19 protein-coding genes are annotated in these 25,501 nt (G+C 72.3%); 10 read left to right on the top strand and 9 right to left on the bottom strand.

All coding sequences use genetic code 11. The features are described from left to right. Positions 1-486: 486 nt before the first annotated feature. A complete protein-coding gene (locus HZS56_RS21515; RefSeq protein ID WP_216722391.1) occupies positions 487-1,326 on the bottom strand; it encodes a L,D-transpeptidase family protein in 840 nt (279 codons plus the stop codon). Between the two features lie 272 nt (positions 1,327-1,598). Here HZS56_RS21515 and HZS56_RS21520 point away from each other — a divergent pair, with 272 nt between their 5' ends. Next, the gene (locus HZS56_RS21520; RefSeq protein ID WP_216722392.1) at positions 1,599-3,179 is read left to right on the top strand and encodes an acyl-CoA mutase large subunit family protein; all 1,581 of its coding nucleotides are present in this window, start codon (positions 1,599-1,601) and stop codon (positions 3,177-3,179) included. A gap of 90 nt (positions 3,180-3,269) precedes the next feature. Here the strand turns inward: HZS56_RS21520 and HZS56_RS21525 are convergent, their stop codons facing one another. After that, positions 3,270-4,685, bottom strand: coding sequence for an FAD-dependent oxidoreductase (locus HZS56_RS21525; protein WP_216722393.1), 1,416 nt, complete (start codon positions 4,683-4,685; stop codon positions 3,270-3,272). 71 nt (positions 4,686-4,756) lie between these two features. Here HZS56_RS21525 and HZS56_RS21530 point away from each other — a divergent pair, with 71 nt between their 5' ends. Then, positions 4,757-5,407: a TetR/AcrR family transcriptional regulator gene (locus tag HZS56_RS21530; RefSeq protein ID WP_216722394.1), complete on the top strand. Its 651-nt coding sequence runs from the start codon at positions 4,757-4,759 to the stop codon at positions 5,405-5,407. Here HZS56_RS21530 and HZS56_RS21535 read toward each other — a convergent pair. From HZS56_RS21535 to HZS56_RS21545, 3 genes are all read right to left on the bottom strand, one after another. Then, on the bottom strand, positions 5,392-6,411 hold the full coding sequence (locus tag HZS56_RS21535) for a class I SAM-dependent methyltransferase (RefSeq protein WP_216722395.1): 1,020 nt from the start codon (positions 6,409-6,411) through the stop codon (positions 5,392-5,394). The genes HZS56_RS21530 and HZS56_RS21535 overlap by 16 nt on opposite strands. 212 nt (positions 6,412-6,623) lie before the next feature. Further along, positions 6,624-7,568: a class I SAM-dependent methyltransferase gene (locus HZS56_RS21540; protein WP_216722396.1), complete on the bottom strand. Its 945-nt coding sequence runs from the start codon at positions 7,566-7,568 to the stop codon at positions 6,624-6,626. Positions 7,569-7,730: 162 nt separating this feature from the next. Further along, positions 7,731-8,855 (bottom strand): acyltransferase family protein, encoded by a 1,125-nt coding sequence (locus HZS56_RS21545; protein WP_374201192.1) that lies wholly within the window; start codon positions 8,853-8,855, stop codon positions 7,731-7,733. A 294-nt stretch (positions 8,856-9,149) separates the two neighbouring features. Here HZS56_RS21545 and HZS56_RS21550 point away from each other — a divergent pair, with 294 nt between their 5' ends. Together HZS56_RS21550 and HZS56_RS21555 are read left to right on the top strand one after the other, a co-directional pair. Then, positions 9,150-10,604, top strand: a complete 1,455-nt coding sequence (locus HZS56_RS21550; RefSeq protein WP_216722398.1) for a glycosyltransferase family 29 protein — start codon at positions 9,150-9,152, stop codon at positions 10,602-10,604. After that, the gene (locus tag HZS56_RS21555) at positions 10,601-12,934 is read left to right on the top strand and encodes a glycosyltransferase (protein ID WP_216722399.1); all 2,334 of its coding nucleotides are present in this window, start codon (positions 10,601-10,603) and stop codon (positions 12,932-12,934) included. The genes HZS56_RS21550 and HZS56_RS21555 overlap by 4 nt, the downstream gene beginning before the upstream one ends. Before the next feature lie 54 nt (positions 12,935-12,988). On the opposite strand, the gene HZS56_RS21560 is transcribed toward HZS56_RS21555, so the two are convergent. The 3 genes from HZS56_RS21560 to HZS56_RS21570 form a co-directional block, all read right to left on the bottom strand. Beyond that, a complete protein-coding gene (locus tag HZS56_RS21560; protein ID WP_216722400.1) occupies positions 12,989-13,978 on the bottom strand; it encodes a class I SAM-dependent methyltransferase in 990 nt (329 codons plus the stop codon). A 122-nt stretch (positions 13,979-14,100) separates the two neighbouring features. Then, positions 14,101-15,438 (bottom strand): polysialyltransferase family glycosyltransferase, encoded by a 1,338-nt coding sequence (locus tag HZS56_RS21565; protein ID WP_216722401.1) that lies wholly within the window; start codon positions 15,436-15,438, stop codon positions 14,101-14,103. Further along, the gene (locus tag HZS56_RS21570) at positions 15,435-16,409 is read right to left on the bottom strand and encodes a glycosyltransferase family 2 protein (RefSeq protein WP_216722402.1); all 975 of its coding nucleotides are present in this window, start codon (positions 16,407-16,409) and stop codon (positions 15,435-15,437) included. The genes HZS56_RS21565 and HZS56_RS21570 overlap by 4 nt, the downstream gene beginning before the upstream one ends. Before the next feature lie 198 nt (positions 16,410-16,607). Between HZS56_RS21570 and HZS56_RS21575 the strand changes: the two genes are divergently transcribed. From HZS56_RS21575 to HZS56_RS21590, 4 genes are all read left to right on the top strand, one after another. Next, entirely contained in the window at positions 16,608-17,975 is a 1,368-nt protein-coding gene (locus HZS56_RS21575; protein WP_216722403.1) for a DUF6716 putative glycosyltransferase, read from the top strand. Between the two features lie 368 nt (positions 17,976-18,343). Continuing rightward, a complete protein-coding gene (locus tag HZS56_RS21580) occupies positions 18,344-19,633 on the top strand; it encodes an N-acylneuraminate cytidylyltransferase (RefSeq protein WP_216722404.1) in 1,290 nt (429 codons plus the stop codon). Between the two features lie 11 nt (positions 19,634-19,644). Continuing rightward, positions 19,645-20,583, top strand: a complete 939-nt coding sequence (locus tag HZS56_RS21585) for an N-acetylneuraminate synthase family protein (protein WP_216722405.1) — start codon at positions 19,645-19,647, stop codon at positions 20,581-20,583. 90 nt (positions 20,584-20,673) lie between these two features. Continuing rightward, entirely contained in the window at positions 20,674-21,741 is a 1,068-nt protein-coding gene (locus tag HZS56_RS21590; RefSeq protein WP_216722406.1) for a hypothetical protein, read from the top strand. A 29-nt stretch (positions 21,742-21,770) separates the two neighbouring features. Here HZS56_RS21590 and HZS56_RS21595 read toward each other — a convergent pair whose 3' ends face one another. Then, positions 21,771-22,460 (bottom strand): Uma2 family endonuclease, encoded by a 690-nt coding sequence (locus HZS56_RS21595; RefSeq protein WP_253914624.1) that lies wholly within the window; start codon positions 22,458-22,460, stop codon positions 21,771-21,773. 430 nt (positions 22,461-22,890) lie between these two features. On the opposite strand from HZS56_RS21595, the gene HZS56_RS21600 reads away from it, so the two are divergent. After that, on the top strand, positions 22,891-24,129 hold the full coding sequence (locus HZS56_RS21600; RefSeq protein ID WP_216722407.1) for a M20 family metallopeptidase: 1,239 nt from the start codon (positions 22,891-22,893) through the stop codon (positions 24,127-24,129). A gap of 319 nt (positions 24,130-24,448) precedes the next feature. Beyond that, a complete protein-coding gene (locus HZS56_RS21605) occupies positions 24,449-25,495 on the top strand; it encodes a BMP family lipoprotein (protein WP_216722408.1) in 1,047 nt (348 codons plus the stop codon). Positions 25,496-25,501 lie beyond the last annotated feature (6 nt).

The following is a 25,501-nucleotide window of genomic DNA, read 5'->3' on the forward strand; positions in this document are numbered from 1 at the left end:
CCCGTACGCCACCCCCACCAGCCCTCCCACCATCCTCAGCACCCGGAGCACCCGGAGCACCCGGAGCACCCGGAGCACCCGGACCACCCGGACCACCCGCACCACCCACGCCACTCCCGTCACGCCCCTCACTCGCAACCCGCATACGCGCCGCACGCCACGGCCACCGCCGACAGCACCGGTGCCACCGGCGGCACCGGCGTCACGGACACCCCCTGACCTGCGGCTTCGTGCGCTCCGAAGAACCATCCGCCGCAGGTGTGACACTTTCGGCCGCCCGCGCGCAGTAATGAGTGAGCCGACTGGTCATCGGCTTCCGCACCGAGCCGGGGTTCCCCCCGTACCTACGGCTCGTGCACCTCGGCGCGGGCGGGACACGTTCCCCCGGTCCCGCCCGCGCCCCCGAGCGCCGTACCCGCTCCCACCGGGTCCACGACCTCACTCGTACACGACCTCACTCGTACACGACCTGACTCGTGCACGACGTCACTGGTACACGACGACCTTGTCGCCGTTCCGCACCTGCGCGTACAGGTCCGCGATCGCGCCCTCGTCCCGTACGTTGACGCAGCCGTGCGAGGCGCCCGCGTAGCCGTGGGCCGCGAAGTCGTAGGAGTAGTGCACGGCCTGGCCGCCGCTGAAGAACATGGCGTAGGGCATGGCCGAGTCGTAGAGCGTCGACCAGTGGTTGCGGGACTTCCAGTAGACCTCGAAGACGCCCTCGCGGGTGGGCGTGTGCTGCGAGCCGAAACGCACCGCCGTCGTCGACACGGTCCGGCCGTCGACCATCCAGCGCAGGGTCCGGCTGGTCTTGCTGATGCACAGCACCCGTCCGGTCAGACAGCGCGGGTCGGGCGCGGCGGCCGGCTGCCCGCCCATCAGGTACAGCTCCCACTTGCCCGGTTCGTGTGTCATGTCCAGCAGTCGCTGCCAGGTCGCCGTGTCCGTACTGCCGGTCCTCGGCAGCCCGCGCTTGCCCTGGAAGCCGCTCACCGCCTGCTCGGTCAGGTCGTCGTACGTCCCGGTGGGCCCGTCGTCGAGCCACTCGACCTGACGCAGCCGCGCCTGGAGTTCGCGCACGTCCCGGCCGGTGTCGCCGCCCTTCCACAGCACTCTCGCCTGCGAACGGACCGGCGGCGGGGCGCTCGACGGCCCGCGGTCGGCCGGGCGGTGCTCGGACGGGGCGCCGGAGACGTCTATGTGCACCGGCGTGCGCCCCTTGCCGTCCACGCCGGTGCCCTGCACGGTGCAGCCGCCCACCACCAGCGCGGCCCCCAGGGCGAGGACGACCGCCCGTCCGGTGTTCCCCGTGCCCCTGTTCCCCATGCTCCTGTGCCCCATGCCCCTCATACGCATCACGGCCCCCCGCCCTCTCACGGCCTTGCACGGATGTCCCCTGAGATGTTCCCCGCGGACGACGCCGTACGAACGGCACGGCATGGTTGTGAGCGGGACCGCAGGGAGCTTGTGAGCAAGGTCCCAGCGCGGGCTGCTCCACCGGGTGCAGGCGCGCGGATACAGTCCGTTGAAGAATCGGCCCGCACTGCGGGCAGGCAGACGGGTAGCTTCGAGCAGTACTCAGCGGGAGGCATCACACCATGACGCGCGAGTCCGAGTCCGGGCTGCCCATCGAACCGGTCTACGGGCCCGAGGCCCTGGGCGACTGGGACCCGGCGGAGAAGCTGGGGGAGCCGGGGGCGTACCCGTACACGCGGGGTGTGTATCCGTCGATGTACACGGGCCGGCCGTGGACGATGCGTCAGTACGCGGGTTTTGGCACGGCGACGGAGTCCAACGCCCGGTACAAGCAGCTGATCGCGAACGGGACGATGGGGTTGTCGGTCGCGTTCGACCTGCCGACCCAGATGGGGCACGACTCCGACGCGCCGATCGCGTCGGGCGAGGTCGGCAAGGTGGGTGTGGCGATCGACTCGATCGACGACATGCGGGTGCTGTTCGGCGGGATTCCGCTGGACAAGGTCTCGACGTCGATGACGATCAACGCACCCGCCGCGCTGCTGCTCCTGCTCTACCAACTGGTCGCCGAGGAGCAGGGCGTGGGCGCCGACAAGCTCACCGGCACGATCCAGAACGACGTGCTGAAGGAGTACATCGCGCGGGGGACGTACATCTTCCCGCCGAAGCCCTCGCTCCGGCTGATCGCGGACATCTTCAAGTACTGCCGGGCCGAGATCCCGAAGTGGAACACCATCTCCATCTCCGGCTACCACATGGCCGAGGCGGGTGCCTCTCCCGCGCAGGAGATCGCCTTCACGCTCGCGGACGGCATCGAGTACGTGCGCACGGCGGTCGCGGCCGGCATGGACGTGGACGACTTCGCGCCGCGCCTCTCCTTCTTCTTCGTGGCGCGTACGACGATCCTGGAGGAGGTCGCCAAGTTCCGTGCGGCCCGCAGGATCTGGGCGCGGGTGATGAAGGAGGAGTTCGGCGCCGAGAACCCCAAGTCGCTGATGCTGCGCTTCCACACCCAGACCGCCGGCGTGCAGCTGACCGCCCAGCAGCCCGAGGTCAACCTGGTGCGGGTGGCCGTGCAGGGGCTGGGCGCGGTTCTGGGCGGCACGCAGTCCCTGCACACGAACTCCTTCGACGAGGCGATCGCGCTGCCCACCGACAAGAGCGCGCGGCTGGCGCTGCGGACGCAGCAGGTGCTGGCGTACGAGACGGACGTGACGGCGACGGTCGACCCGTTCGCCGGGTCGTACGTGGTGGAACGGATGACCGACGACGTCGAGGCGGCGGCGCTGGAGCTGATGGGCAAGGTCGAGGACCTGGGCGGCGCGGTCAGCGCCATCGAGCACGGGTTCCAGAAGAACGAGATCGAGCGTTCGGCGTACCGCATCGCGCAGGAGACGGACTCGGGCGAGCGGGTCGTGGTCGGGGTCAACCGCTTCCAGCTCGACGAGGAGGAGCCCTACGAGCCGCTGCGCGTCGACCCGGCCATCGAGGCCCAGCAGGCCGAACGCCTGGCCGGGCTCCGCGCGGAACGCGACCAGCAGGCCGTGGACTCCGCCCTGACGGCCCTGAAGAAGGCCGCCGAGGGCGACGACAACGTCCTCTACCCCATGAAGGACGCCCTGCGCGCCCGCGCCACCGTCGGCGAGGTCTGCAACACCCTGCGCGAGGTCTGGGGCGCCTATGTGCCCTCGGACGTCTTCTGACGGCACGGCCCCGGCCGCCGGGCGCCGGGGCGCCGGGCCGGGGCGCCGCCCCGGAGGGACGGGGGCCGGGGGCGGGAGGCGTACGGCCCGTCAGCCGGTCAGCCCGAACCGGCCCAGGTAGGCCGCCAGCCCGTCCGGCGTGTCCCCGGCCCACCCCACGTACCCGTCCGGCCGTACGAGGAACAGCCCCGCGCCGTACGCCCCGTGCGCCTGTCCGTGCACCACCCGCACCGCCGCGCCCACGCCGGCGGGCGCGTCGGCGCCCAGGGCCAGCAGGGTCCAGTGCGGCCCCCGGAAGGCGTCGAAGAGCCGTACGCCGCCCACCCGGCCGTCGGGGGCCCGGTCCCCGGCCCGTACCGCGCCCTCCGCGACCGACGCCCGTGTCTCCACCGTCAGCGGCGACTCCCGGTACCCGAGCCCCATCTGCCGGGTCGCCCCGCCGCGCTGCACCTTGCCGTGGTGGACGTCGGTCGACAGCTCGATCATCTGCGCTGCGACCGGGCGCCGTTCCTCCTCGTAGCTGTCCAGGAGCGCGGCCGGGGCGTCGCCCGCCAGGACCGTGCCCAGCTTCCAGCCCAGGTTGTAGGCGTCCTGGACGCTGGTGTTCAGGCCCTGGCCGCCCGCCGGTGAGTGCACGTGCGCCGCGTCCCCCGCGATGAAGACCCGGCCCGCGCGGAAGCGGTCGGCCAGGGCGGCGCGCGGACGGAAGTCCGTGGCCCAGCGCACCTCGGTCACGTTCTCGGCGGCGAGGTGCGAGCGTTCCGCGACGACCTTGCGGACGGCGTCCGGGCTGAGGTCGACCTCCGCGTCCTCGTCCAGGAACTGCGCGATCAGCTGGAAGTCCTCGGTGCCGGCCAGCGGGCAGAGGGTGAGCAGGCCGACACCGCCGGCGGGCGGGAAGACGTGCCAGTTGTCCCGGTCGAGACCGGCGACCCGGACGTCCGCGACCAGCATCGGGTGCGGGTCGACGGTCTCGCCGGTCATGCCGATGCCCAGCGCGCGGCGCACGGCCGAGCGGCCGCCGTCGGCGGCGACCAGGTAGCGGGCGCGCACCGTGCCGCCCGAGGAGAGGTGCGCGGTGACACCGTCCGCGTCCTGGTCGAGACCGGCGACCTCCTGGCCGAAGGCGACCTCGCCGCCCAGTTCGGCCAGCCGCGCCGCCAGGATCTCCTGCGTCCGCCACTGCGGCACCATCCACTGCCTGTTGTACGGCGAGTCCTCGCTGGGCGTCAGCGCCGGGCCGAACAGGTGCTGCTCGCCGACCCGCTCGCCGTTCCGCCAGATCATGCAGACCGGGTAGGTGCCGCCCGCCGCGTGGATCGCGTCGAGGACCCCGAGGTCGTCGAACACCTCCATCGTGCGGGGCTGGAAGCCCTTGCCCCGTGAGCCGGGGAACAGTTCGTCCGCGCGCTCCAGGATCAGTGCGTCCACACCGCGCCGGGCCAGGTCGATTCCGAGCGTGAGGCCGGTGGGGCCCGCGCCGACGACCAGAACATCCGTGTTCATGCGTATCTCCTTAACGTCGTTAAGTGCCGCTTGGGTCCGAGGATGGCCTTAACGGCGTTAAGCTGTCAAGCGTGAGTACGGAACGACGCGCCCCCCTCGACCGCCGACGGGTCGCGGACACGGCGCTGAAGCTGCTGAACGAGGTGGGCCTCGACGGCCTGACCCTGCGCGCCATCGCCAGGGAGCTGGACGTCAAGGCGCCCGCCCTCTACTGGCACTTCAAGGACAAGCAGGCCCTGCTCGACGAGATGGCCACCGAGATGTACCGGCGGATGGTCGCCGGGACCCCGCTCGACCCGGCCGACACCTGGCGGGAGCGGCTGCTCACCGTCAACCGCGGCCTGCGGGCGTCGCTGCTGGGCTACCGGGACGGCGCCAAGGTGTTCAGCGGTTCACGCTTCACCGGCGCGGTGCACGCCCAGCACATGGAGGAGACGCTGCGGCTGCTCGTCGCCACCGGGCTCACCCTCGCCCAAGCGGTGCGGGCGGCCACGACGACGTACATGTTCACGCTCGGCTTCGTCACCGAGGAGCAAGGTGTCGAGCCTCTGCCCGGGGAGCGCCGGGAGGGCTTCGACGTGGACGAACGCGCCCGCCTGCTGGCCGACTACCCCCTGTCGGCCGCGGCGGGCGCGGAGATCTTCACGGACTACGAGAAGCACTTCGAGGAGTCGCTGGCCCTGGTGGTCGAGGGCGTCGCGGCCACCTACGGCCTCGACTGAGCGGCCCCCGCCGCCTTGCCGGGCCCGGCCGCCCTGGCCCGCTGCGCCGCCAGATACCGGCGCACCGTGCGGGTGACGACCGGCGGCAGCAGGTCGATCGCGACCCGGCGGGGGAGCGAGCGCGGCTTCGGCGGCCGGGACGCGGTCCGGCCCGCCGTGCCCGCGGTGCCCGGGCGGCTCGCCGCGGGCGCCGCCGGTGCGGGCGCGGGCTTCGGCGCGGGTTCCGGAGCGGGCGCGGGGTGCCGGGAGGCGGGGAGCGAGGGCGCCGGCGACAGCCGTTTGACCCGCGCGCGGGTCCGCACCAGCCGGTGCCCCGCCGCCTGCTCCACGGTCACCGCGATGTCCTCGCGCTCGCCCAGGGCGGCCAGCAGCTCCTCCTGGACCGGCTCGGGATCGCCCCAGGTGGCGTAGAGCTTCTGGCTGCTCAGACAGACCGGGCGCAGCCCGCGGTTGAGCACCGCCTCCCAGGCGGCGACCGCCACGCCCGGCGTGTGCTCGCTGCGGAAGTCGTCGAGGACGACGATCCCCTCGGACACCAGCAGCTTCTCCGCGGCGCCGATGTCGCCCTCGACGTGCTCGTACAGGTGCGAGGCGTCGACGTGGACGAAGCGGCAGGAGCCGGGGGCGACCTCGTCGAGGACCGCGGAACTCGGCGCCTGGATGACCGTCGGCAGGCTCTCGTGGAAGGAGAGGTAGTTGCGCTCGAAGGCCTGCCGGGTCAGCGACGCGTACGACTTCGCGGCCTCCGCCCGGTTGGCGTCGTCCGGCGGCTCCGCCCCGAACAGGTCGCAGACGGTGAGCTTCTCGTCGTCCCGCAGCCGGTCTCCCAGCAGGATGGCGCTCTTGCCCAGGTAGGCGCCCAGCTCCAGCAGGTCTCCGTGGGTGTCCAGCCGTTCCTGGCGTTCCAGGAACCAGGAGAACAGCATCTGGTCGAGCGGCCAGAACCAGCCCGGGACGTCGTTCAGCTCGCCGGGGTACTTGTGCGTCTCTTGAGCAGTCGCCATGGGGAAGAGGATGCACCCGCGACCGCTTGGAATCAGCCTTTCCGCACAATCTTATGGGCGGAAGATCCCAGAAATCGCTCAACGGGTTAACGCCGTCACCCACTGTGCCCACACGCCCCTGCCGACTGTGCCCGCACGTCCCTGCCGGCTGTGCCCACACGCCCCTGCCGGACCCGGAGACGGCCCGGCTCCGGGGCGTTCCCGCACCCGGGTCAGGAGGCCCGGAGGTAGGCCGAGCGGGCCGTCCTCCCCAGATACCTGAAGCGGCTCTCACCCTTCAGGTGGTCGTCCATGGCTTCCTTGATCCCCGGCCACTGCGGGTCCCCGTAGTCGTCCAGGACCACGATCGCGCCGGGCGCGGCGATCTCCTCGGCCCACTCCAGGTCCTGCGCGACACCCTTGGCCGAGTGGTCGCCGTCCACGACGATCACTCCGTAGCGCCGGTCCGAGACGGCCGCACGGGTCTCCGGGTCCTCGGAGTAGCCCCGCTGGATCCGTGCCGCCGCACCGGCCGCACCGGCCAGGCCGAGGTTGGTGCGTACGGCGTGCTCGTCGACCGGGGCTCCGGTGGGGTCGGCGGCCTGGCCGGTGCCCGGCTGGAGCTGGATGCCGGCGAAGGGGTCGACGATCGTCAGGCCGGGGCTGCGGCCGTCGCGCTCCATCATCCGCAGCAGTCCGGCGGAGAACAGGCCGTACAGCGTGCCGATCTCCAGGACGTCGTCGTTCGGCGGGTCGAGCAGCGGGACCGTGGCGAGCTTGCCGCAGATGTTCATGGTGCCGCCCGCGATCCGCCCGACACCCAGGGACTCCAGCGCGACCAGCAGCCGGTAGGCGGCGGCGACGTTGCGCTCCGCCGCGGCGCGGTCGTCCGCCAGGGCCGCGACCTCGCCGTAGAGCCGCTCCAGCGCGCCGCCCGCCAGGATGCGGGAGTTGCGGCGCCCCTGCGGGCCGACGAGCAGTTCGAAGGAGAGCTGGCGCTCCCTGAGCCGGTCGACCTCGCGGGCCAGCCGCTCGGTGTCCCCGCCGCCCGCCGCCGGGCCGGACGCGCGCCGGATCGCCGACCTGACCTGCCGTTCGATGCGCTGGTCGATCAGGTCGGCCACCGGGCGCAGCAGCCGCCGGGAGGCCGAACTGCGGAGAAGGGCACGGCTGTTCATGTCCAGGGACCTCGATCCGTTGTGGAGAATCCGTTGTGGAGCCGAACGTGGTGGAGCCGAACGTGGAGTTGCACCTGGTGGAGCCGGACGTGGTGCGTCGCGCCGACGGAGGCGGGCCGCGCGGGGGCCGATGCCGGAACGGCCGCGCGCCGGCCCCGTGGCTCAGCGCGGTCTGGACAGCGCGGTCCGCAGCCGCGGGGTCAGCGTGTCCTCGACGTACCGGTTCAGCAGCCAGGCCAGCGCGAGCATCGCCACGACGGTCAGCAGGAACGTGGCGTACGAGGGGATGCCCAGGTCCTGGTGGAGCGCCTCGATGACGACCCAGCCCAGGTGCTCGTGGACGAGGTAGAAGGGGTAGGTCAGCGCGCCCGCGACCGTCAGCCAGCGCCAGTTCGCCCAGTGCAGCCAGCCGAGCGCGATGACGGCGACCAGGGCGAAGCCCAGGGTGACGACGAGGATGATGCCGACGGACGAGCGGTTGGCGAAGGCGTCCGGGGACGGAGGGCGCCACAGGCTCTGCACGGTGGCGTGCTGCCCGAGCAGCCAGCTCACGGCGACGATGCCCCAGGCGTACACGTCGCGCCGGTCCCGGTGCACCAGGTACAGGCCGATGCCGCCGATGAAGTACGGGGCGTACTCGGGCATCAGGGTCAGCTTGAGCAGCGGCTCGTCCGCCGCCTGGGCGATCACCGCGGCCAGCGTCCAGCAGGCGCAGAAGAGGATCACCCGCTGCCGGGTCGCGCCCGGCAGGACGACGCAGAGGGCGAAGAGGGCGTAGAAGCGGATCTCCACCCACAGCGTCCAGTCCACGCCGAGGACGCGGTCCGCGCCGGTGGACTCGTGCAGCAGCGTCAGGTTCGCCAGGCCGTCGCTCGGCGACACCGTCGCGTAGGCGACCGACGGCAGGGCGAACACGAGCGTCACCAGGATCACCGCGGCCCAGTAGGCCGGCAGCAGGCGGGCGGCGCGGGAGGCGAAGAAGGACCGCAGGGACCGCCCCCACCCGCTCATGCAGATGACGAAGCCACTGATCACGAAGAACACCTGGACACCCAGGCAGCCGTACGCGAACAGCGTGTGCAGCGTGGGGAACTGGACCTCGGCCGACGACCCCCAGGCTCCGGTGACCTCGCCGCCGCGTCCCCCGTAGTGGTACGCGGCCACCATCAGCGCCGCCAGCAGCCGCAGCCCGTCCAGGGCGCGCAGCCGGGACACCCGGCGCGGCGGGGGAGCGGATTTTGAAGTGGGCGCCGGCGCGGAGTCCGGCGCGGGCGCCCCCTCGGCCACCGGTCGGACGGGCGCGCTGGTCACGGAATTCTCCTAGGCGGATGTCTGACGGCTGGGCGGATCTCTGGCAGCGGTGACTCCGCTGTGAGGTACCGGAGCACGGTAACCAGTACGTCAGTCCGATTCACACACGAGATTGTTCGATGCGGCAACGATTCGCCCCCTGGACCCGGGCCGTTCACCTCTGCGTCGTTATTGCTTTCTAAATTCGCCCGGCATCCCCTCATCCCGCAGCCGGCGAAACCGCTGTGGCAAAGAAGCGAAAAAAAGACGAAGAAGAAGACCAGGAGTGGCATGACGAGGGTCCAGAACAGACGTGCGCCCGGGGGTGAGCTGGACACCTGCCTGCGCGCCTGCGCGGTGCACAGCGGCAAGCTCGTGGGCAGCCTCGACCGGCGCCGCGCGGAACTCGCCGAGGAACTGCGCAAACTGCTCGTCGTCTGGGGGACACACCGCACCGAGGAGCCCGCCGCGGCCCCGTCCGGTGCCACCGCCCTGCTCAAGCGCGCCGTCAGGGGCTCGGCCGCCCCGGCCCCCGCCATCCCGGGCGACCTGCTCGACGCGCTGCTCGCCGTCGCCAACAAGGCCCTCCAGTGCGGCTACGACGACGAGCTGGACCTCGCCCTGAACATCAGCGACACCGTCCTCGCCCAGCGGAAGAACTCCCGCGCCGGCTGGCGGCTGCGCGCCCGGCTCCTGGAGGCGCTCGGCGACGAGGCCGGTGCCGTCGAGGCGTACGAGAAGTACGTCGCGCTCACCGACACCGACGGCTTCGGCGTCCGCTCCCGCATCGCCGGCCTGCGCGGCGCGGCGGACAAGGAGCGCGAACTGCTCGCGCTGCTGGCCCGGCAGTGCCCCCGCGCCCGCGACCACGCCCGCGGCCCGGCCACCGACGTGTGGGCCGAGGGACTGGCCGCGCACGACGCCGGGGACTGGGCGGCGGCCGAGCCACGGCTGGTGGGAGCGCTCCTGACCCTGGCCGAGGAACAGGCACCCGCCACCGACCTGCGGGAACTGCTCGACCAGTACCTGGACCTGCGCATCCCCGTCGACGACGACCTGCCGGCCCTCACCGAGGTCCTCGCGCTCTACGCCGAACAGCGCCGCAACCGGATGCGCGGCCCCGTCGCCGACCCCACCGTCGGCGGCGTGCGCTGGATCTCCCTCGGCGAGTTCCGCAACCGGATCGCCGGCAAGTCCGTCTGCCTGATCGCCAACTCCGGCCGGGTCGGCACCAGTTCCCTGGGCGCCGAGATCGACGCCTACGACCTCGTCGTGCGCTTCAACTCGTACCGGATCGACCCGCGGCACACCGGCAGCCGCACCGACATCCACGCCACGATCCACAAGCACGCCTTCAACTGGGACCAGAAGGTCGACACCCGCCTGGTCTTCGGCGGGGTCTCCGGCGACTGGAAGTGGTCCCTGCGCAACCGCCTCGTCCCCGGCGCCCAGGACTGCCTCGGCGACGAGTCGCTGCGCTGGCCCGTCCGCAACATCGGCAGGCTCGGCTCCGACGTCTGGTCGGGCATCCCGACCACCGGCTTCAACATGCTGTTCCTGCTGGACTTCCTCGACGTCAGCCCCAAGCTCGACCTGATCGGCTTCGACTTCTACGAGAGCGGCGCCTACCGCGTGCCGGAGGCGATGAAGCTGGCCATCACGTCCGTGCACGAATACACCAGCGAGAAGGAATGGGTCATGCAGCGGGCCCAGCACGTGACCGACACGAGGATATCCCTGCGATGACGACGACCTCCCCGGCACCGGCCGCCGCGTCCCAGGCCCCGGTGACCGCCGCCCACGACCTCACCGGCAAGCGCCGCGTCGCCTTCGCCTCCTACGTCGACGAGAACTACCTCCCCGGCTTCCTCGCCCTGCTGCGCAGCCTCGCCCTGTCCAACCCCGGCGTGTGCGAGGACTTCGTCGTCCTCCACGACGACCTGCGCCCCGGCTCGATCGCGAAGATCCGCGCCCTGCACCCCCGCATCGTGCTGCGCCGCGTCGACACCGGGCGCTACGACGCGTACCGGAAGGGCGACCAGGACAACTACCTGGTCCGCAAGGCGTACTTCATCCTGGACGTCTTCCGCATCCGCGACTACGACACCGTCATCACCCTGGACACCGACATGGTCGTCCTCGGCGACCTCGGCGAACTGCTGCGCCTGCGCGAAGGCCTGGCGGCCGTCCCGCAGTTCTTCTACGGGCAGCACAAGCTCAACTCGGGGCTCCTCGTCATCCAGCGCGAGTACCTGTCCGACGCGTTCTGCGCCCGGCTCGACGCCACCGGACGCAGCGGCGACTACGAGCTGGACAAGCACGACCAGGGCATCCTCAACGCCGTCCTGGACGGCGACTTCGTGCGCCTCGACGCCCGCTACAACTTCGTCAAGCGGCGCCTGTCCGGCGACCTGCCGGTCCCCGAGGACACCGCGATCCTGCACTTCACCGGGCGGCACAAGCCCTGGCAGGGCGGCGAGGCCGGATACGCGCTGGCCGAGGAGCGCTGGCGCGAGTTCGACCTGCCGGACGCCGAGTTCCACGCCGCCTGGCTGAACTCCCCGGGCGCCCTCCACCACGACCTGCTCGTGCACTTCGGCACCCCGCACGTCAGGCGCACCGGCAACGTCGAGTACGCCCGCAAGGTGGCCGCCGCGCACATCGCGGCCGGCGACTACCAGGACGCCGTCGACATCCTCTCCGGCGTGCGCATCCCGCTCGACGAGGCCTGGCCGCACGAGGTCCTCGGCCACGCCCTGATGAGCGTCTCCCGCAACGACGAGGCCAGGGCCCGGCTGCTCCTCGCCACCGCCGCGCCGAACCGGGCCGCCACCGCCCACGCCCGGCTCGCCCAGCTGGCCTGGGTGCACGGCGACAACGTCGGAGCGCTGCGGCACGCCACGGCCGGGCTCTCCGTCGACATCACCCACCGCTCCAGCCGCCTGTGGGCCGAGCGCGCGGCCACCGTGCCCGCCCAGGAGCTCGGCGCCCCCGAGGACCAGCTCGCGCACGTCGCCTTCTACATGGACCGGCAGGGCAACGCCGGCGACAAGCTGCTGCCCGAGACCGTGCGGCTCGGCTTCGGGACGGACACCAGCAGCCGGCGCTGGCACTCCGTGCACGCCCACCGCTACTTCGACGAGGCGGCCGTGGAACGGGTCAACGCCCGGCGCGGCCTGGTCATCGGCGGCGGCGGACTGTTCATCCCGGACACCATGCCCAACGGCAACAGCGCCTGGCAGTGGAACGTCCCCGACGAGCACCTGCGCGCCGTCGACGTGCCGATCATGGTGTACGCGGTCGGGTTCAACGCGTTCGACGGCCAGTCCTACCGGGCCGGCCGGTTCCGCGAGAGCCTGCGCCTGCTGGTGGAGAAGTCCTCCTTCTTCGGGCTGCGCAACCACGGCTCGATCGCCAAGGTCCGGGCGATGCTCCCCGCCCACCTGCACGACCGGATCCGCTTCCAGCCCTGCCCCACCACCGTCAGCCGGCAACTGGTCCCCGGCTGGACCGACCCGGCCGACCGCGAGGACACCGTCCTGCTCAACGCGGCCTACGACCGCGCGGGCCTGCGCTTCGGCCACGACTACGGGCACTTCCTCGGCGAGATCGCCGAGGCCGTGCGCCGCATCGGCGCGCACACCGAGGTCCGGTGCGTGGCGCACTCGCTCGACGACGAGAAGATCGCCTTCGACCTGCGGCGCGAGCACGGCATCTCGCTGCCGGTCATCCCGATGTACGACTTCGGCAACGACGAGATCCGCGACCTGTACGCCAGGACCCGCCTGGTCGTCGGCATGCGCGGCCACGCCGGCATGATCCCGTTCGGCGTCGGCACGCCGATCGTCAGCCTGATCTCGCACCCGAAGATGGCGTACTTCCTGGCCGACATCGAGCGCCCCGAGTGGGGCGTGTCCGTCCACGACAGGAACCTGGGCGCCGTCCTCACCGAGCGGGCCCTCGGCATCCTGGACGACCACGCGGCCACGGTCGCCGACGTCCACGACCGCCAGCGGGAGCTGTGGAAGGTCACCGAGGCCAACGCCGCCGACATCAGGGCGATCCTCGGCGCCTGACGCCGGCGCCGTTGGCCCGCCCCCGCGCTGCCGGGGAGGGCCGACGGCGCCGTGTCAGCGGCCGACCGCCCTCCTCACCAGGCGCCCCAGCCGCGAACCGCTCCCGTTCTGCTCCCGGTCCTGCTCGTACGCCTTCCGCACCTGCGCGAAGTGGTCGGCCCGGGTGCGGCTCAGGTACTCGTCCGACGTCAGCGGCTTCGCGATCGACCAGGCCCGCCGGTGGTCGCCCGCGTAGTGCGCGACGTAGGCCTTGGCGAACTCCAGGACCGACTTGAAGGGGATGCCGCCCGTGTGGTCCCGGTCGACGCGGTCCTGCACGGCGGTGATCAGCGCCAGCTTCTCGTCGACGGTGTAGGCGTCCTCGGAGATCCGCTTCAGCACGTCCTCGGGGATCGGCCGGACCACCTCGAAGGCGAGCGTGGAGCGGATCGGCGGACCGGCGATCTCGACGTAGGGCAGCAGCGCGCCGGTGCTGTGGTGCAGCCACGGCAGCCGGGGACCGGCGAAGTCCTGGTGCAGCACCACCGAGCCGGGCCGCAGCCGGGTGAGGAACCGCTCGCTGACACAGCGGAAGACCCGGGCGGTCTTGGCGATGTCGACGTGCAGGAACTCCACCGGGCTGGTGTCCAGCGGGTCCGAGGTCTGCCACAGGTCGCCGGCGTGTATCTCCAGGAACGGCAGGAACGGCTCCAGCCGGGAGCGGAAGTCCTCCAGGAAGGAGTCGTCGCCCTCGGGCCTGCTCCCCGAGGTGAAGAACTTCTCGGTGGCGAACGTGCCCTTGCCCACCCGGAAGAAGTCGTAGGCGTGCAGCCGCCCCGTCCGCTCGTCGAAGACGGGACTCTCCCTGAGGCCGAGCGCCAGCGCGTACGTCGATCCGCCGCCGCCCGAGCCCAGCTCCACGATCCGGCCCTCGCCGGTCAGGTGGTGGCGGCCCAGCAGGTGGAGGAACCGCAACTCCCAGGGGCTGACCTGCGAGTAGGGGATCGCGTCGTCCGGCAGGCGGACGTCGTCGAGGAGGTCGTAGAGCCGGCCGATGTGCGTCATGTCATGCCTCACGGGATCTCACGGGATCTCACGGGATCGGTGGCGCGGAGGTCAGAGGGACGTGCGAGGGGGCAGCGGCGCCCGGACGTGCGGGGATCAGCGGCGCGCGGACGTGCGGGGGATCAGCGGCGCCCCACCCGGCGCTTCAGCCCGCGGGCCGTGCGCACCACCCGCCGTGCCGTCGCGTTGCGCGGCAGGAAGGCCAGCTGGGAGGGGACACCGCCGGGCAGACCCAGGGAGGTCAGGCGGCGCTTCTTGAAGTACCGGCGGGTGCCGGTGTCCAGGTGGGCCCGCAGGTACTCCTCGGCCGCCGGCTGCAGCTCGGGCAGGATCTTGGGCTGCATCGCGAACCCGACGGCCCGCACCAGCGCGGCGAGGTCGTCGGTGCCGGTGCCCGGCCGGCGCTCGGCGACGGCGGCCGACTCGGACGGCTCCGGCAGCAGCGCGTCGACGATGGTGACCGGGACCCGGTTGCTGTTCTCGTACGGCGTCAGCCGCTCGAGGAGCAGTTCGGTGCCCACCCGGGCCACCGGCAGGCCGTACAGCGCGGAGGCGGTGACCAGGGCCGTGGAGAAGCAGCCCACCACCAGCGCCGGGCGCATCCGCCGGTACAGCACCTCGGCGAGGACCGGCGTGTCCACCACGGTCAGCTCCACGCCGAGCCGCTCCGCCTCCTGCTCCAGGGTGCTGGTGTACCGGGCCGGTGCCGTGGGATGCGGCTTGAACACCACGCGGGTGTGCCCGAGGCCCACTGCGCCCGTCAGCATCCGCACGTGCAGGTTCTCCTCCTCCTCGGCACTCAGGATGCCCAGCGCCGACAGGTACTGCCCGAGCAGCACCGCGGGCCGCTCCACGTCCGGCAGACCGGCGCCGGTGTCCGCGAGCCCGGCCAGCACCTTGGTGAACGCCTCCGTCGGCACGACCTCGGCCTCGACCTCGAACTCGGTCAGCAGCAGCGGCCTCAGCCCCGGCACCAGGTCCAGGTGGAGCAGCCGCTCCACACGCGTGCCGACCAGCGGGTCGAGCTTGTTGCGGGTGGGGCCGTAGCTCATCAGGCCGTCGGCGTAGACGGTGAGCGGCGCGTCCGTGAAGATCTGCGCGACGCCCAGCGCGGGGTGCACCTGGATCGACTCCACGGCCAGCGCCACCTCGTCGTCGCCGAGCCCCCAGGCCAGCCGCAGATACCGCTCCCACATCGGCGCGTCCTCCACCCGCGGGGACCAGCCGCCGGGATGGAAGGGGAAGATCGTCTCGTTCCAGGACAGCACGTCGTCGAAGCGCGTCCGCAGCTGCTCGAAGCCCGGCATCGTGTCCAGGGACGGCGTCGTCTCGGGCGTCGCCGCGTTGTTGGAGACCAGCAGGATCCGCCGGTCGGCCGCGTCGAAGCAGCCGCTGTCCAGGGCGGCGGCCAGCGTGGCCGCGCCGTACAGCGTCGACGCCATGAAGATCTGCGTACTCACGCCGCCACCTCCGCACCCGCGCGGCGGCGCAGCCTGCGCAGCCGGGTGGCCCGCTCGGCGTCCATCGACCCGAGTACGTCGTCGAGCGCGTCCTGCGGCATCCGCCGCAGCGCGGCGGCGCTCATCGCCTTCAGTTTGCGGGCCACGGCAGGCTCGAACCTTTCGACGGAACCGAGATGGTGGGAGATGATCGCGCAGTACGTGCGCACGGCCTTCGGCAGCAGCCGCGCGGCGTCGGCGTCCCCGGCCGCACCCGCCACGACCTCGTCGAAGGCCCGGATGAAGTCGAGCTGGCGGACGTCGCCGATCTGGGTGAGCGAGGACGCCACCCCGCGCCGGTAGAAGACACCGAGCAGCCCGGTCACCGCGAACGACTCCGCCTCCCGGTGCAGCTTCCAGATCCACGGCCGGTCCTCGGCCGTGCGCAGCCCGTCGGTGAAGTGCAGCAGCCCGCGCTCGGCCAGCCGGCGGTGGTAGACACCGGCCCACGCGTAGGCGTAGTCGACCGAGGTGGAGCGGTGGGCGGGCAGGATCGCGTCGCGCGGGTTCAGCCGCACGTTGCGGCGGCCGTGCGGCACCCGGTGCACCAGCCGCGCCCGTGCCGTGCACTGGACGTGGTCGGTGCGCACGAAGTCGCAGCCCAGGCCCTCGACCGCGGCCACGAGCCGGTCGTAGTACCCGGGGGCCAGCCAGTCGTCGCCGTCCAGGAAGGTCAGGTACTCGCCGCGCGCCCGGTCGATGCCGGTGTTGCGGGCGGTGGCCAGGCCGCCGTTGCGTTCGTGTCTGACCAGCACCGCCCCCGGCAGCTCGGACTCGGCGCGCGCGAGCAGGTCCGCGGTCCCGTCGGACGAGCAGTCGTCGACGAGAATGAATTCGAAGTCGTCCCGCGCGTTCGCGCGCAGACTCCGCAGGGTGTCGGGTGCGTATTGCCGCACGTTGTAGAACGGCACGATGACGGAGAGCTTGGGCACGACAATGACGCTAGGCGGCAGCCCGGCATCGTGCTTTACCTGAACCTTGACACGCGGTGAACGAGGCGTGGCGAAGCCGTGAAGTGCGCCTGTTCAGGATGGCGGGGCGATCCGATTCCCCATTCGGCGATGTTCTGTTCACCCTTTGTTGGATTCCGGTTGGGCGGTTCCTAGAAATGCCTTCCTAGCGTCTACGACGTGCCAGCAAGTGCAACGAAGGCCCTGCGAGTCGCCGTACTGGCGGACTCCGACACCCGGTGGAAATGGGGCGCGCTCACCGCGTCCCGCGTCTCTCCCGAGACCCTCGGCGACGCGGACGTCCGGCTCGACGGCTACCTCCTGCGCGGCCGAGCCACCCCCACCGCCCGCCAGCTGCGGGAAGTCGGCGTCGACGCGGACTCGCTCCGCGAGGTGACCGCCGTCGAGTTCCTGCGCGCCATGGACGAGGCGCACGGCGAGGAGTCGTACGACGTCCTCGTCCTCGCCCTCGTCGGCGGCGGCGTCCAGGCGATGCTGCACGGACTGGCCCGGATCTGGCAGGACCGCCCCGACCGGCCCGCGGTCGTCACGGGCTACGTCGGCGTCGTCTACGAGAAGCTTGCCGACGGCCTGCTGCTGCGGCACGGCGCCGACCTCGTCCTCGCCAACTCACGCCAGGACGCGGACCGGTTCCGCACCGTGTACGAGGGGGTCGGCGCCGACGCGTCCGCCGTGACCGAGGTCGCCCTGCCCTTCCTGGGCGGCGCCACCTACGCGGGCGAACCGGACGGCGAGGGGGACGGGGAGCGCGGCGGGGAGCGCCCCTACACGGTCGTCTTCGCGGCCCAGCCCTCCGTGCCCGACAGCCGCCGGGACCGTACGTACCTCCTCGAACGGCTGATCCGCCACGCCCGCCGGCACCCCGAGCGCGAGGTCCTGCTCAAGCTGCGCTCCAGGCCCGGCGAGCACACCACGCACATCGAGGAACTGCCCTACCAGAAGCTGGTGCAGCGAGCCGACCCGCCGGCCAACTTCCGCCTGGTCTACGGGCACATGGGCGAGGTCCTCGACCGCACCGACCTGCTGGTCACCGTCAGCTCCACGGCGGCCCTCGAATCCCTGCACCGCCGCATCCCCACCGTCGTCCTGAGCGACCTCGGGGTGCGCGAGGCGCTCGGCAACCACCACTTCGTGGGCTCCGGCTGCCTCGCCTCCTGGGACCAGCTCGACGAGGGCCACCGCCCGGCGCCCGACCCCGAGTGGGTCGCCCGGCAGGGCGTGGCGGCGGACGGCGGCTACGAGACCGCCTTCGACGAGGCCCGGGCGCGCATCGCCGCCCTCCTCGCCCGGCCCGGCGGCCTGCCCCCGCTCGCCCCCTACTACACGCTGGTCACCGCGCCCGGCTACCTCCCCGGCATCCTCGCCCGCCACCATCTCGCCCCCGACGGCACCCCGCTGCCCGGCGCCCCCGCGGCCGACCGGGCCCCGGGACCCGTCCGCCAGGTCGTCCGCCGGGCGGCCCGCGGCGCCTACCGCCACGGCGTCCAGCGCGTCGCCCCGGTGATCCGCCGCATGGGGGAGCTGTGACCGGCCGCCCGACACCCGCGAGCACGACCACCGCGCGGACGCCGGACGCCTCGCACGGTGCGGTCTCTTCGGGGGCGCCGGACTCTCCGCGTGGAGCGGCCTCTCCGGGGACGCCGGACGCCCCGCGTGGCCCGGCCTCTCAGGGAACCCCGGACGTTTCACACGGTGCGGTCTCTTCGGGGGCGCCGGACTCCCCGCGTGGCCCGGTCTCTCCGCGAACCCGGAACGCCTCGCACGGCGCGGCCTCCCCGCGGACCCCGGACTCCCGGCGTGGCCCGGCCTCCCCGCGAACCCCGGACGCCCCGCACGGCCCGGACTCCCCGCGAACCCCGAACTCTCCGCAGTCCCCTGCGCAAGGAGCAGACCCCATGACCCACCCGGAAGCGGGCCAGGGCGCCTCGGTGCGCCGGGTGCTCGCCGTCATCCCCGCCCGCGGCGGCTCCAAGGGAGTGCCCGCGAAGAACCTCGCCCCCGTCGGCGGCGTCCCCCTGGTGGTCCGCGCGGTGCGCGAGTGCCGGGCCACCCGCCTCGTGACGGACGTCGTCGTCTCCACCGACGACCAGGCCATCGCCGCCGCGGCCCGCGAGGCCGGCGCCGAGGTCGTGCTGCGGCCCGCCGCCATCGCCGGGGACACGGCCACCTCCGAGGCCGCGGTGCTGCACGCCATGGACACCCACGAGGCCCTGCACGGCGCCGCCGTCGACGTGGTGCTGCTCGTGCAGTGCACCAGCCCCTTCATCGTCCGCGAGGACATCGACGGCGTGGCCGGCGCGGTCGCCGAGGGCGGCGCGGACACCGCGGTGACGGTGGCGGCGTTCCACGGCTTCGTGTGGCGCGACGGCACGGACGAGGCGTCCGAGGACGGCGCGGGCCGGGACTCCGGCGGTTACGGCGTCAACCACGACAAGTCGTACCGCCCCCGCCGCCAGGACCGCCCCCAGGACCTCCTGGAGACCGGCGCCGCCTACGCCATGGCCGCCCCCGGCTTCCGCGAGCACGGGCACCGCTTCTTCGGCCGCACCGAACTGGTCCGCACCGACCCGGCCCGTGTCCTGGAGGTCGACGACCCGCACGACCTGGCCCGCGCCCGCGCCCTGGCGCCGCACTTCGACGCCGCCCGGCCCGGCGCCCTGCCGACCGCCGACGACGTCGACGCGGTCGTCCTCGACTTCGACGGCACCCAGACCGACGACCGGGTGCTGATCGACTCCGACGGACGCGAGTTCGTCTCCGTCCACCGCGGCGACGGACTCGGCATCGCCGCCCTGCGCCGCAGCGGACTGACGATGCTGATCCTGTCCACGGAGGTGAACCCGGTCGTCGCCGCCCGCGCGCGCAAGCTCAAGCTCCCCGTGCTGCACGGCATCGACCGCAAGGACCTCGCCCTCAAGCAGTGGTGCGAGGAACAGGGCATCGCGCCCGAACGCGTGCTCTACGTCGGCAACGACGTCAACGACCTCCCGTGCTTCGCCCTCGTCGGCTGGCCCGTGGCGGTCGCGAGCGCCCACGACGCCGTACGCGGCGCGGCCCGCGCGGTCACCACCGTCCCCGGCGGCGAGGGCGCGATCCGCGAGGTCGCGACCTGGCTCCTGGGCCCGTCCCTGGACGCCCTCGACCCCCCTGTCGAAACCACCCCCACGCTCACCCAGTCCAAGTAAGGAACCCCAGCATGAGCACGAACTCCCGCATCCGCAGCTTCGGCACCCGCGAGGCCGGCCCCGGCCGCCCCGTCTACGTCACCGGTGAGATCGGCATCAACCACAACGGCGAGCTGGAGAACGCCTTCAAGCTGATCGACGCCGCCGCCGAGGCGGGCTGCGACGCCGTCAAGTTCCAGAAGCGCACCCCGGAGATCTGCACCCCGCGCGACCAGTGGGACATCGAGCGGGACACCCCCTGGGGCCGCATGACCTACATCGACTACCGCCACCGCGTGGAGTTCGGCGAGGACGAGTACCGCCAGATCGACGAGTACTGCAAGACCAAGAACATCGACTGGTTCGCCTCCCCGTGGGACACCGAGGCCGTCGCCTTCCTGGAGAAGTTCGACGTCCCCGCCCACAAGGTCGCCTCCGCCTCGCTGACCGACGACGAGCTGCTGCGCGCCCTGCGCGCCACCGGCCGCACCATCATCCTCTCCACCGGCATGTCCACCCCGAAGCAGATCCGCCACGCGGTCGAGGTGCTCGGCTCGGACAACATCCTGATGTGCCACGCCACGTCGACGTACCCGGCGCAGGCCGAGGAGCTGAACCTGCGGGTCATCAACACCCTCCAGCAGGAGTTCCCCAACGTCCCGATCGGCTACTCCGGCCACGAGACCGGCCTGCAGACCACGCTCGCCGCCGTCGCCCTCGGCGCCACCTTCGTCGAGCGCCACATCACCCTCGACCGCGCCATGTGGGGCTCCGACCAGGCCGCCTCCGTCGAGCCGCAGGGCCTGACCCGCCTGGTGCGCGACATCCGCACCATCGAGGCCTCCCTCGGCGACGGCGTCAAGAAGGTCTACGACTCGGAGCTCGGCCCGATGAAGAAGCTGCGCCGCGTCACCGGTGTCGTCGCCGAGGCGGAGATCGCCGCCGCCGCGGGCGAGCCGGTCACGGTCTGACCCCAGTACGACACCCGGGGCCGGACGCCCTGTCCGGCGCCGGGTCTCGACACCCCCATCAGGCCCTCACCACGGGACGGTCCTACGCCGATGAGCCCCCGCGCCGGGAATGCCGGCCCCCGCACTCTCGCCTTCGTCGAGAGCCCGGTACAACTGCTGAACGTGCTGGAGTGGGCGCACACCCGCGCACCCGGCGCGGAGCTCACCCTCGTGGTCCTCTCGCCCGTCGACCCGATGACCCGCGGCCAGCTGCGCCGCATGGCGGAACTGGCCCGCCAGGAGGGCCACGAGATCCGCTGGGAGGAGGCCAGAGGAGGGGCGACCGCCCCCTTCCGCACGGTCGGCGGCCTCACCACCGAACTGCGCCGGGCGGAACGGATCGTCATGGGCGACCCCTTCTCCCGCTACGTGCAGCTGCTGCTGACCATCACCCGCGCCCACGACCTCGTCGTCGTCGACGACGGCACGGCCACGATGGAGTTCGTCACCCAGCTGGCCCACGGCGAACGCCTGGTCCGCTGGCACCGCAAGGGCAGCCGCCCCGGCCCGCGCGACCTGCTCTTCGCCCCGGTGTCCCGCTCCGCCCGGCACCGGCTGACCCCGGCCGCGGACCGCGAGGTCTCCGTCTTCTCCTCCATGCCCATCGAGGACGTCCCCGACGGCGTCACCGTCACCGCCAACGACTTCGGCTGGACCCGCGCCCGCTTCGGCCCGCCCCGCGTCACCCAGGGCGCCGACATGGTCGGCACCTCCCTGGTCGAGACCGGAGTCGTCGACGCCGACCGGTACGTGGACGCCGTGCGGGGCCTGGCGAAGGCCCACGGTGCGGCCCGCTACTTCGCCCACCGCCGCGAGAGCGCCGAGAAGCTGCACCGGCTGGCCGTCGAGACGGGGCTGCAGATCGTCCGCCCCGACCTGCCCCTCGAACTGATCGCCCGCCGCGGCCCGGTCGGCCGCACCGTCCTCAGCTTCCCCTCCACCGTCGTCCACACCCTCCCGCTGGCCCTGGCCGGTACCGAGGTCCGCGTCGCCGTCTGCGACATCGACCCCGCCTGGCTCACCGAGACCGCCTCCCCGCGGGCCCGGGGCTTCCTGTCCGGCGTGACGGGCTCGGCCCGCGACGTCCACCGGCTCTCGGCGGTGACGGGGGCGGGGTAGCCGACGGGAGCCGCGCCCGGCGCTGCCGGCTACTGGCGCACGAGCCCGAGCGGATCGACGGAGAGGGGGAAGGGCGCGTCCAGATGAGCGGTCGCGCCCGCGGAGGCGACGGAGCGCTCCACGTACTGGTCGCCCTTCAGCTCGTAGACGGTGAGTGTCGGCGCCGACTCGGTCTTCAGACACCAGAAATGCGGGACGGCGGCCTCCGCGTACAGTGCGCGACTGCCCTTGCGCTCCACGGTGCGGTCGCCCGGGGCGGCGAGTTCGACGACGAGCCGGACCGCCTCGACGTCGATCGTGGCCGGATCCTCGGAGGCCGCGTGGGCGTCGGCCACGACCAGGTCGGGCACGACCAGCCGGGACGGCAGGACGATGTTCACGTCTCCCAGGACCTCCACCGGTGCGCCGGCGGCGCGGGCCGCGGCGTCCAACGCGGCGTGCAGGCGGAACGCGGCCCGGCGGTGACGGACTCCCTCCAGGCAGTGCGAGCCACGGATGTCGGCGACGCGGGCCCGGCGTGGCCCGGGCAGCACATCGATCAGGCCTCGCTCGCTCAACGTGCTGAACACCTTGTCGATGGTCTGCCGGGATGTCTCGTGCCGATGCATGGCCTCGCGCCGTGCCGGCATCTCGCTTCCGGCCTCCAGCTCTCCCGAAATGATCTTGGCGGAGTAGCGTGCGACCAGTTCACGGACCACCTGCCGACTCGGGTCTGCCATTTTTCTGCCCCTTCCGACGGTGCGCTCGGAGGCACGTCCCACCTGTAGCTGTCCAGGGCCCGGTGCTTGTATTCCGAGCGATTGCCGGAAGAGGCTGAGGGGCGGCGGAACCGGAAAGGGCCGGTGCGGGTCCGGCCCGCCACAGCCGTTGAGGGCAACGGCCCCTGGCGTGGGCCCCGGGCCCCGGCGCGGAGGGCCGCCATGCGGACGGCTCCGGCGTGGCCCAGCCGTAGCGTGGTATGCGTGAGGGGAGCAAGTGAACAGGAAGACGGAGCCGGGTGCCGAGGCCACAAAACGGGTGAGTGTACCCACCCCCGTTGAGAGCCATGCGCCGAGCGGCCAACTTTCTTCCCCTGACGGGCTGAAATTTTGTTGATCGAGGGACAGTTGGCCACCCCGGCGTCCTACCCTTCAGAGGGTGAACGTGTTGATGTCCCCAGAGTCCGAGGCCGACACTCCCGGTGAACCCACGCTGCCCGGCACCTTGCCGGAGGCGCTGCGCGCGGAGCTCGTGGCCTTCCGCCACGACCTCCACATGCATCCCGAGCTGGGCAACCAGGAGTTCCGCACCACCGCCGCGATCAAGGAACGGCTGGAGCGGGCCGGCCTGAAGCCCCGCGTGCTTCCCATCGGAACGGGGCTCGTCTGCGACATCGGCACCGGCACCGACTCCGGACAGTGGTCCGGCGGACCGCGCATGCTCGCCCTGCGGGCCGACATCGACGCCCTGCCCATCCCGGACACCAAGAGCGAGTGCGCGTACCGCTCGCGGGTGCCGGACCGCGCCCACGCCTGCGGACACGACGTGCACACCACCGTCGTCCTCGGCGCCGGCCTCGTCCTCGCCGCCCTGCACGAGCAGGGCCTGCTGCCCCGGCCCGTGCGGCTGCTCTTCCAGCCCGCCGAGGAGGTGCTGCCCGGCGGCGCGGCCGACGCCATCGAGGGCGGCGCACTCGACGGGGTGCGCCGCATCCTTGCCGTGCACTGCGACCCCCGCGTGGACGCCGGGAGGATCGGGCTGCGGGTCGGCCCCATCACCTCCGCCTGCGACCGGCTGGAGGTCGCCCTCGACGGCCCCGGCGGCCACACCGCCCGCCCGCACCTCACCACCGACCTGGTCACCGCCGCCGCCCGCGTGGTCACCGACGTGCCCCCGCTCGTCGCCCGGCGCGTCGACAGCCGCAGCGGACTCGCCCTGACCTGGGGCCGTATCGAGTCCGGGCACGCCCCGAACGTCATCCCGCAGCACGCCGAACTCGCCGGGACCGTGCGCTGCCTCGACCTCGACTCCTGGCGACAGGCGCCCGACCTCGTGGTGGGCGCCATCGACGAGATCGCCAACCTGTACCGGGCCAAGTCCGAGATCACCTACGTCCGCGGCGTCCCCCCGGTCGTCAACGAGGTCACCAGCACGGAACTCCTCCAGGCCGCGATGGCCGCCCGGCGCGGCACCGACTCCGTCGAGGGCACCGAGCAGAGCCTCGGCGGCGAGGACTTCTCCTGGTACCTGGAGCACGTGCCCGGCGCGATGGCCCGCCTCGGCGTCCGCCCGCCCGGCGAACGCACGGTCCGCGACCTGCACCAGGGCGACTTCGACGTCGACGAGCGCGCGATCACGGTCGGCGTGGAGATGTTCACCGCGGCGGTACTCATCGACGCGGTGCAGTGACCGCCCCGGGCCCGTGACCCGGCCGCTCCCGAGCCTGCCGCGGCCCGTCCGCGGCAGGCCGTACCCGCCCGTGCGCCCTCGGACACCCGTACCCGCCCGTACACCTCTGTTCGCCTCCGTTCGACTCCGTTCACCCTCGTCCGCATTCCCTTCGCACCCCTTTCGCGCCCCTTCGAAACGATGGTTCACAAGGGCGTAACCGGCCATCGGCACGAATGGATAACGGCCCCGCACGACCCCGTTCCCAAGGGTTTCTACGCGCGTTAATGTGCGCCGAACCGAGCGCCCGCTGGGGGCTTTGGAGAATGGGGAACTTCAGATGCGTCGGACATCGAGACTGGCCCGCGTCGCGGTGGGGGCCGCGTCGCTCGCACTCGCCGCCACGGCCTGCGGCGGCACCAGCAGCGAGAGCGGCGGCGGTGACGGCGACGGCGACAAGGGGCTTGCCATCGCGTACGACGTCGGCGGCGAGGGCGACCAGTCCTTCAACGATGCCGCGCACGCCGGTCTCCAGCGGGCCGAGAAGGAGTTCGGGTACAAGACCGCCGCCATCGAGCCCACCGACGGCGAGACCGACGCCGACAAGGAACAGCGCCTGACCTCCCTGGCCAAGCAGGGCTACAACCCGGTCATCGGCGTGGGCTTCGCCTACGCCCCGGCGATGAAGGCCGTTGTGGCCGAGTTCCCGGACACCTCCTTCGGCATCGTCGACTCCGTGGTCGAGGGCGACAACGTGGCCTCCCTCGTCTTCGCCGAGAACGAGGCCTCCTACCTCGCCGGTGTCGCCGCGGCCAAGGCCACCAAGACGAAGACGGTCGGTTTCGTGGGCGGTGTGGACAACCCGCTGATCCACAAGTTCGAGGCCGGCTACACGCAGGGCGTCAAGGACACCGACCCGAAGGTCAAGGTCGTCGCCCAGTACCTCACGCAGACCGCCGAGGAGGGCGGCTTCTCCAGCCCGGACAAGGGGCGCGCCGCCGCCGAGGGCCAGATAGAGAAGAAGGCCGACGTCGTCTACCAGGCGGCGGGCCTCTCCGGCCAGGGCGTGATCGAGGCCGCCGCGAAGGCGAAGATCTGGGCGATCGGCGTCGACTCCGACCAGTACCAGCAGGAAGCCCTGGCGGCGTACAAGGACTACATCCTGACCTCCGCCCTCAAGGACATCGACGGCGCGGTCTTCGCCCTGGCCCAGTCGGTCGAGGACGGCAAGCCGCTGACCGGCACCAGGACCTTCGACCTGAAGTCCGACGGCGTGGGCCTGTCCGACAGCAACCCGAAGTTCGCCGAGGTGCCGGGTGCCAAGGAGGCCGTGGACAAGGCCAAGGCGGCCATCGTCGACGGCACTATCAAGGTGAAGACGGAGTAGAACCGG

It is taken from the genome of Streptomyces mayonensis (assembly GCF_018982965.1).
In the GTDB taxonomy this organism is placed as follows: Bacteria; Actinomycetota; Actinomycetes; order Streptomycetales; family Streptomycetaceae; genus Streptomyces; species Streptomyces mayonensis.

Coding starts and splice junctions, on each gene's coding strand:
- HZS56_RS21515 (WP_216722391.1), bottom strand. CDS start 1,326: ATGGGGAACAGGGGCACGGGGAACACCGGACGGGCGGTCGTCCTCGCC.
- HZS56_RS21520 (WP_216722392.1), top strand. CDS start 1,599: ATGACGCGCGAGTCCGAGTCCGGGCTGCCCATCGAACCGGTCTACGGG.
- HZS56_RS21525 (WP_216722393.1), bottom strand. CDS start 4,685: ATGAACACGGATGTTCTGGTCGTCGGCGCGGGCCCCACCGGCCTCACG.
- HZS56_RS21535 (WP_216722395.1), bottom strand. CDS start 6,411: ATGGCGACTGCTCAAGAGACGCACAAGTACCCCGGCGAGCTGAACGAC.
- HZS56_RS21540 (WP_216722396.1), bottom strand. CDS start 7,568: ATGAACAGCCGTGCCCTTCTCCGCAGTTCGGCCTCCCGGCGGCTGCTG.
- HZS56_RS21550 (WP_216722398.1), top strand. CDS start 9,150: ATGACGAGGGTCCAGAACAGACGTGCGCCCGGGGGTGAGCTGGACACC.
- HZS56_RS21555 (WP_216722399.1), top strand. CDS start 10,601: ATGACGACGACCTCCCCGGCACCGGCCGCCGCGTCCCAGGCCCCGGTG.
- HZS56_RS21560 (WP_216722400.1), bottom strand. CDS start 13,978: ATGACGCACATCGGCCGGCTCTACGACCTCCTCGACGACGTCCGCCTG.
- HZS56_RS21580 (WP_216722404.1), top strand. CDS start 18,344: ATGACCCACCCGGAAGCGGGCCAGGGCGCCTCGGTGCGCCGGGTGCTC.
- HZS56_RS21585 (WP_216722405.1), top strand. CDS start 19,645: ATGAGCACGAACTCCCGCATCCGCAGCTTCGGCACCCGCGAGGCCGGC.
- HZS56_RS21590 (WP_216722406.1), top strand. CDS start 20,674: ATGAGCCCCCGCGCCGGGAATGCCGGCCCCCGCACTCTCGCCTTCGTC.
- HZS56_RS21595 (WP_253914624.1), bottom strand. CDS start 22,460: ATGGCAGACCCGAGTCGGCAGGTGGTCCGTGAACTGGTCGCACGCTAC.
- HZS56_RS21600 (WP_216722407.1), top strand. CDS start 22,891: ATGTCCCCAGAGTCCGAGGCCGACACTCCCGGTGAACCCACGCTGCCC.
- HZS56_RS21605 (WP_216722408.1), top strand. CDS start 24,449: ATGCGTCGGACATCGAGACTGGCCCGCGTCGCGGTGGGGGCCGCGTCG.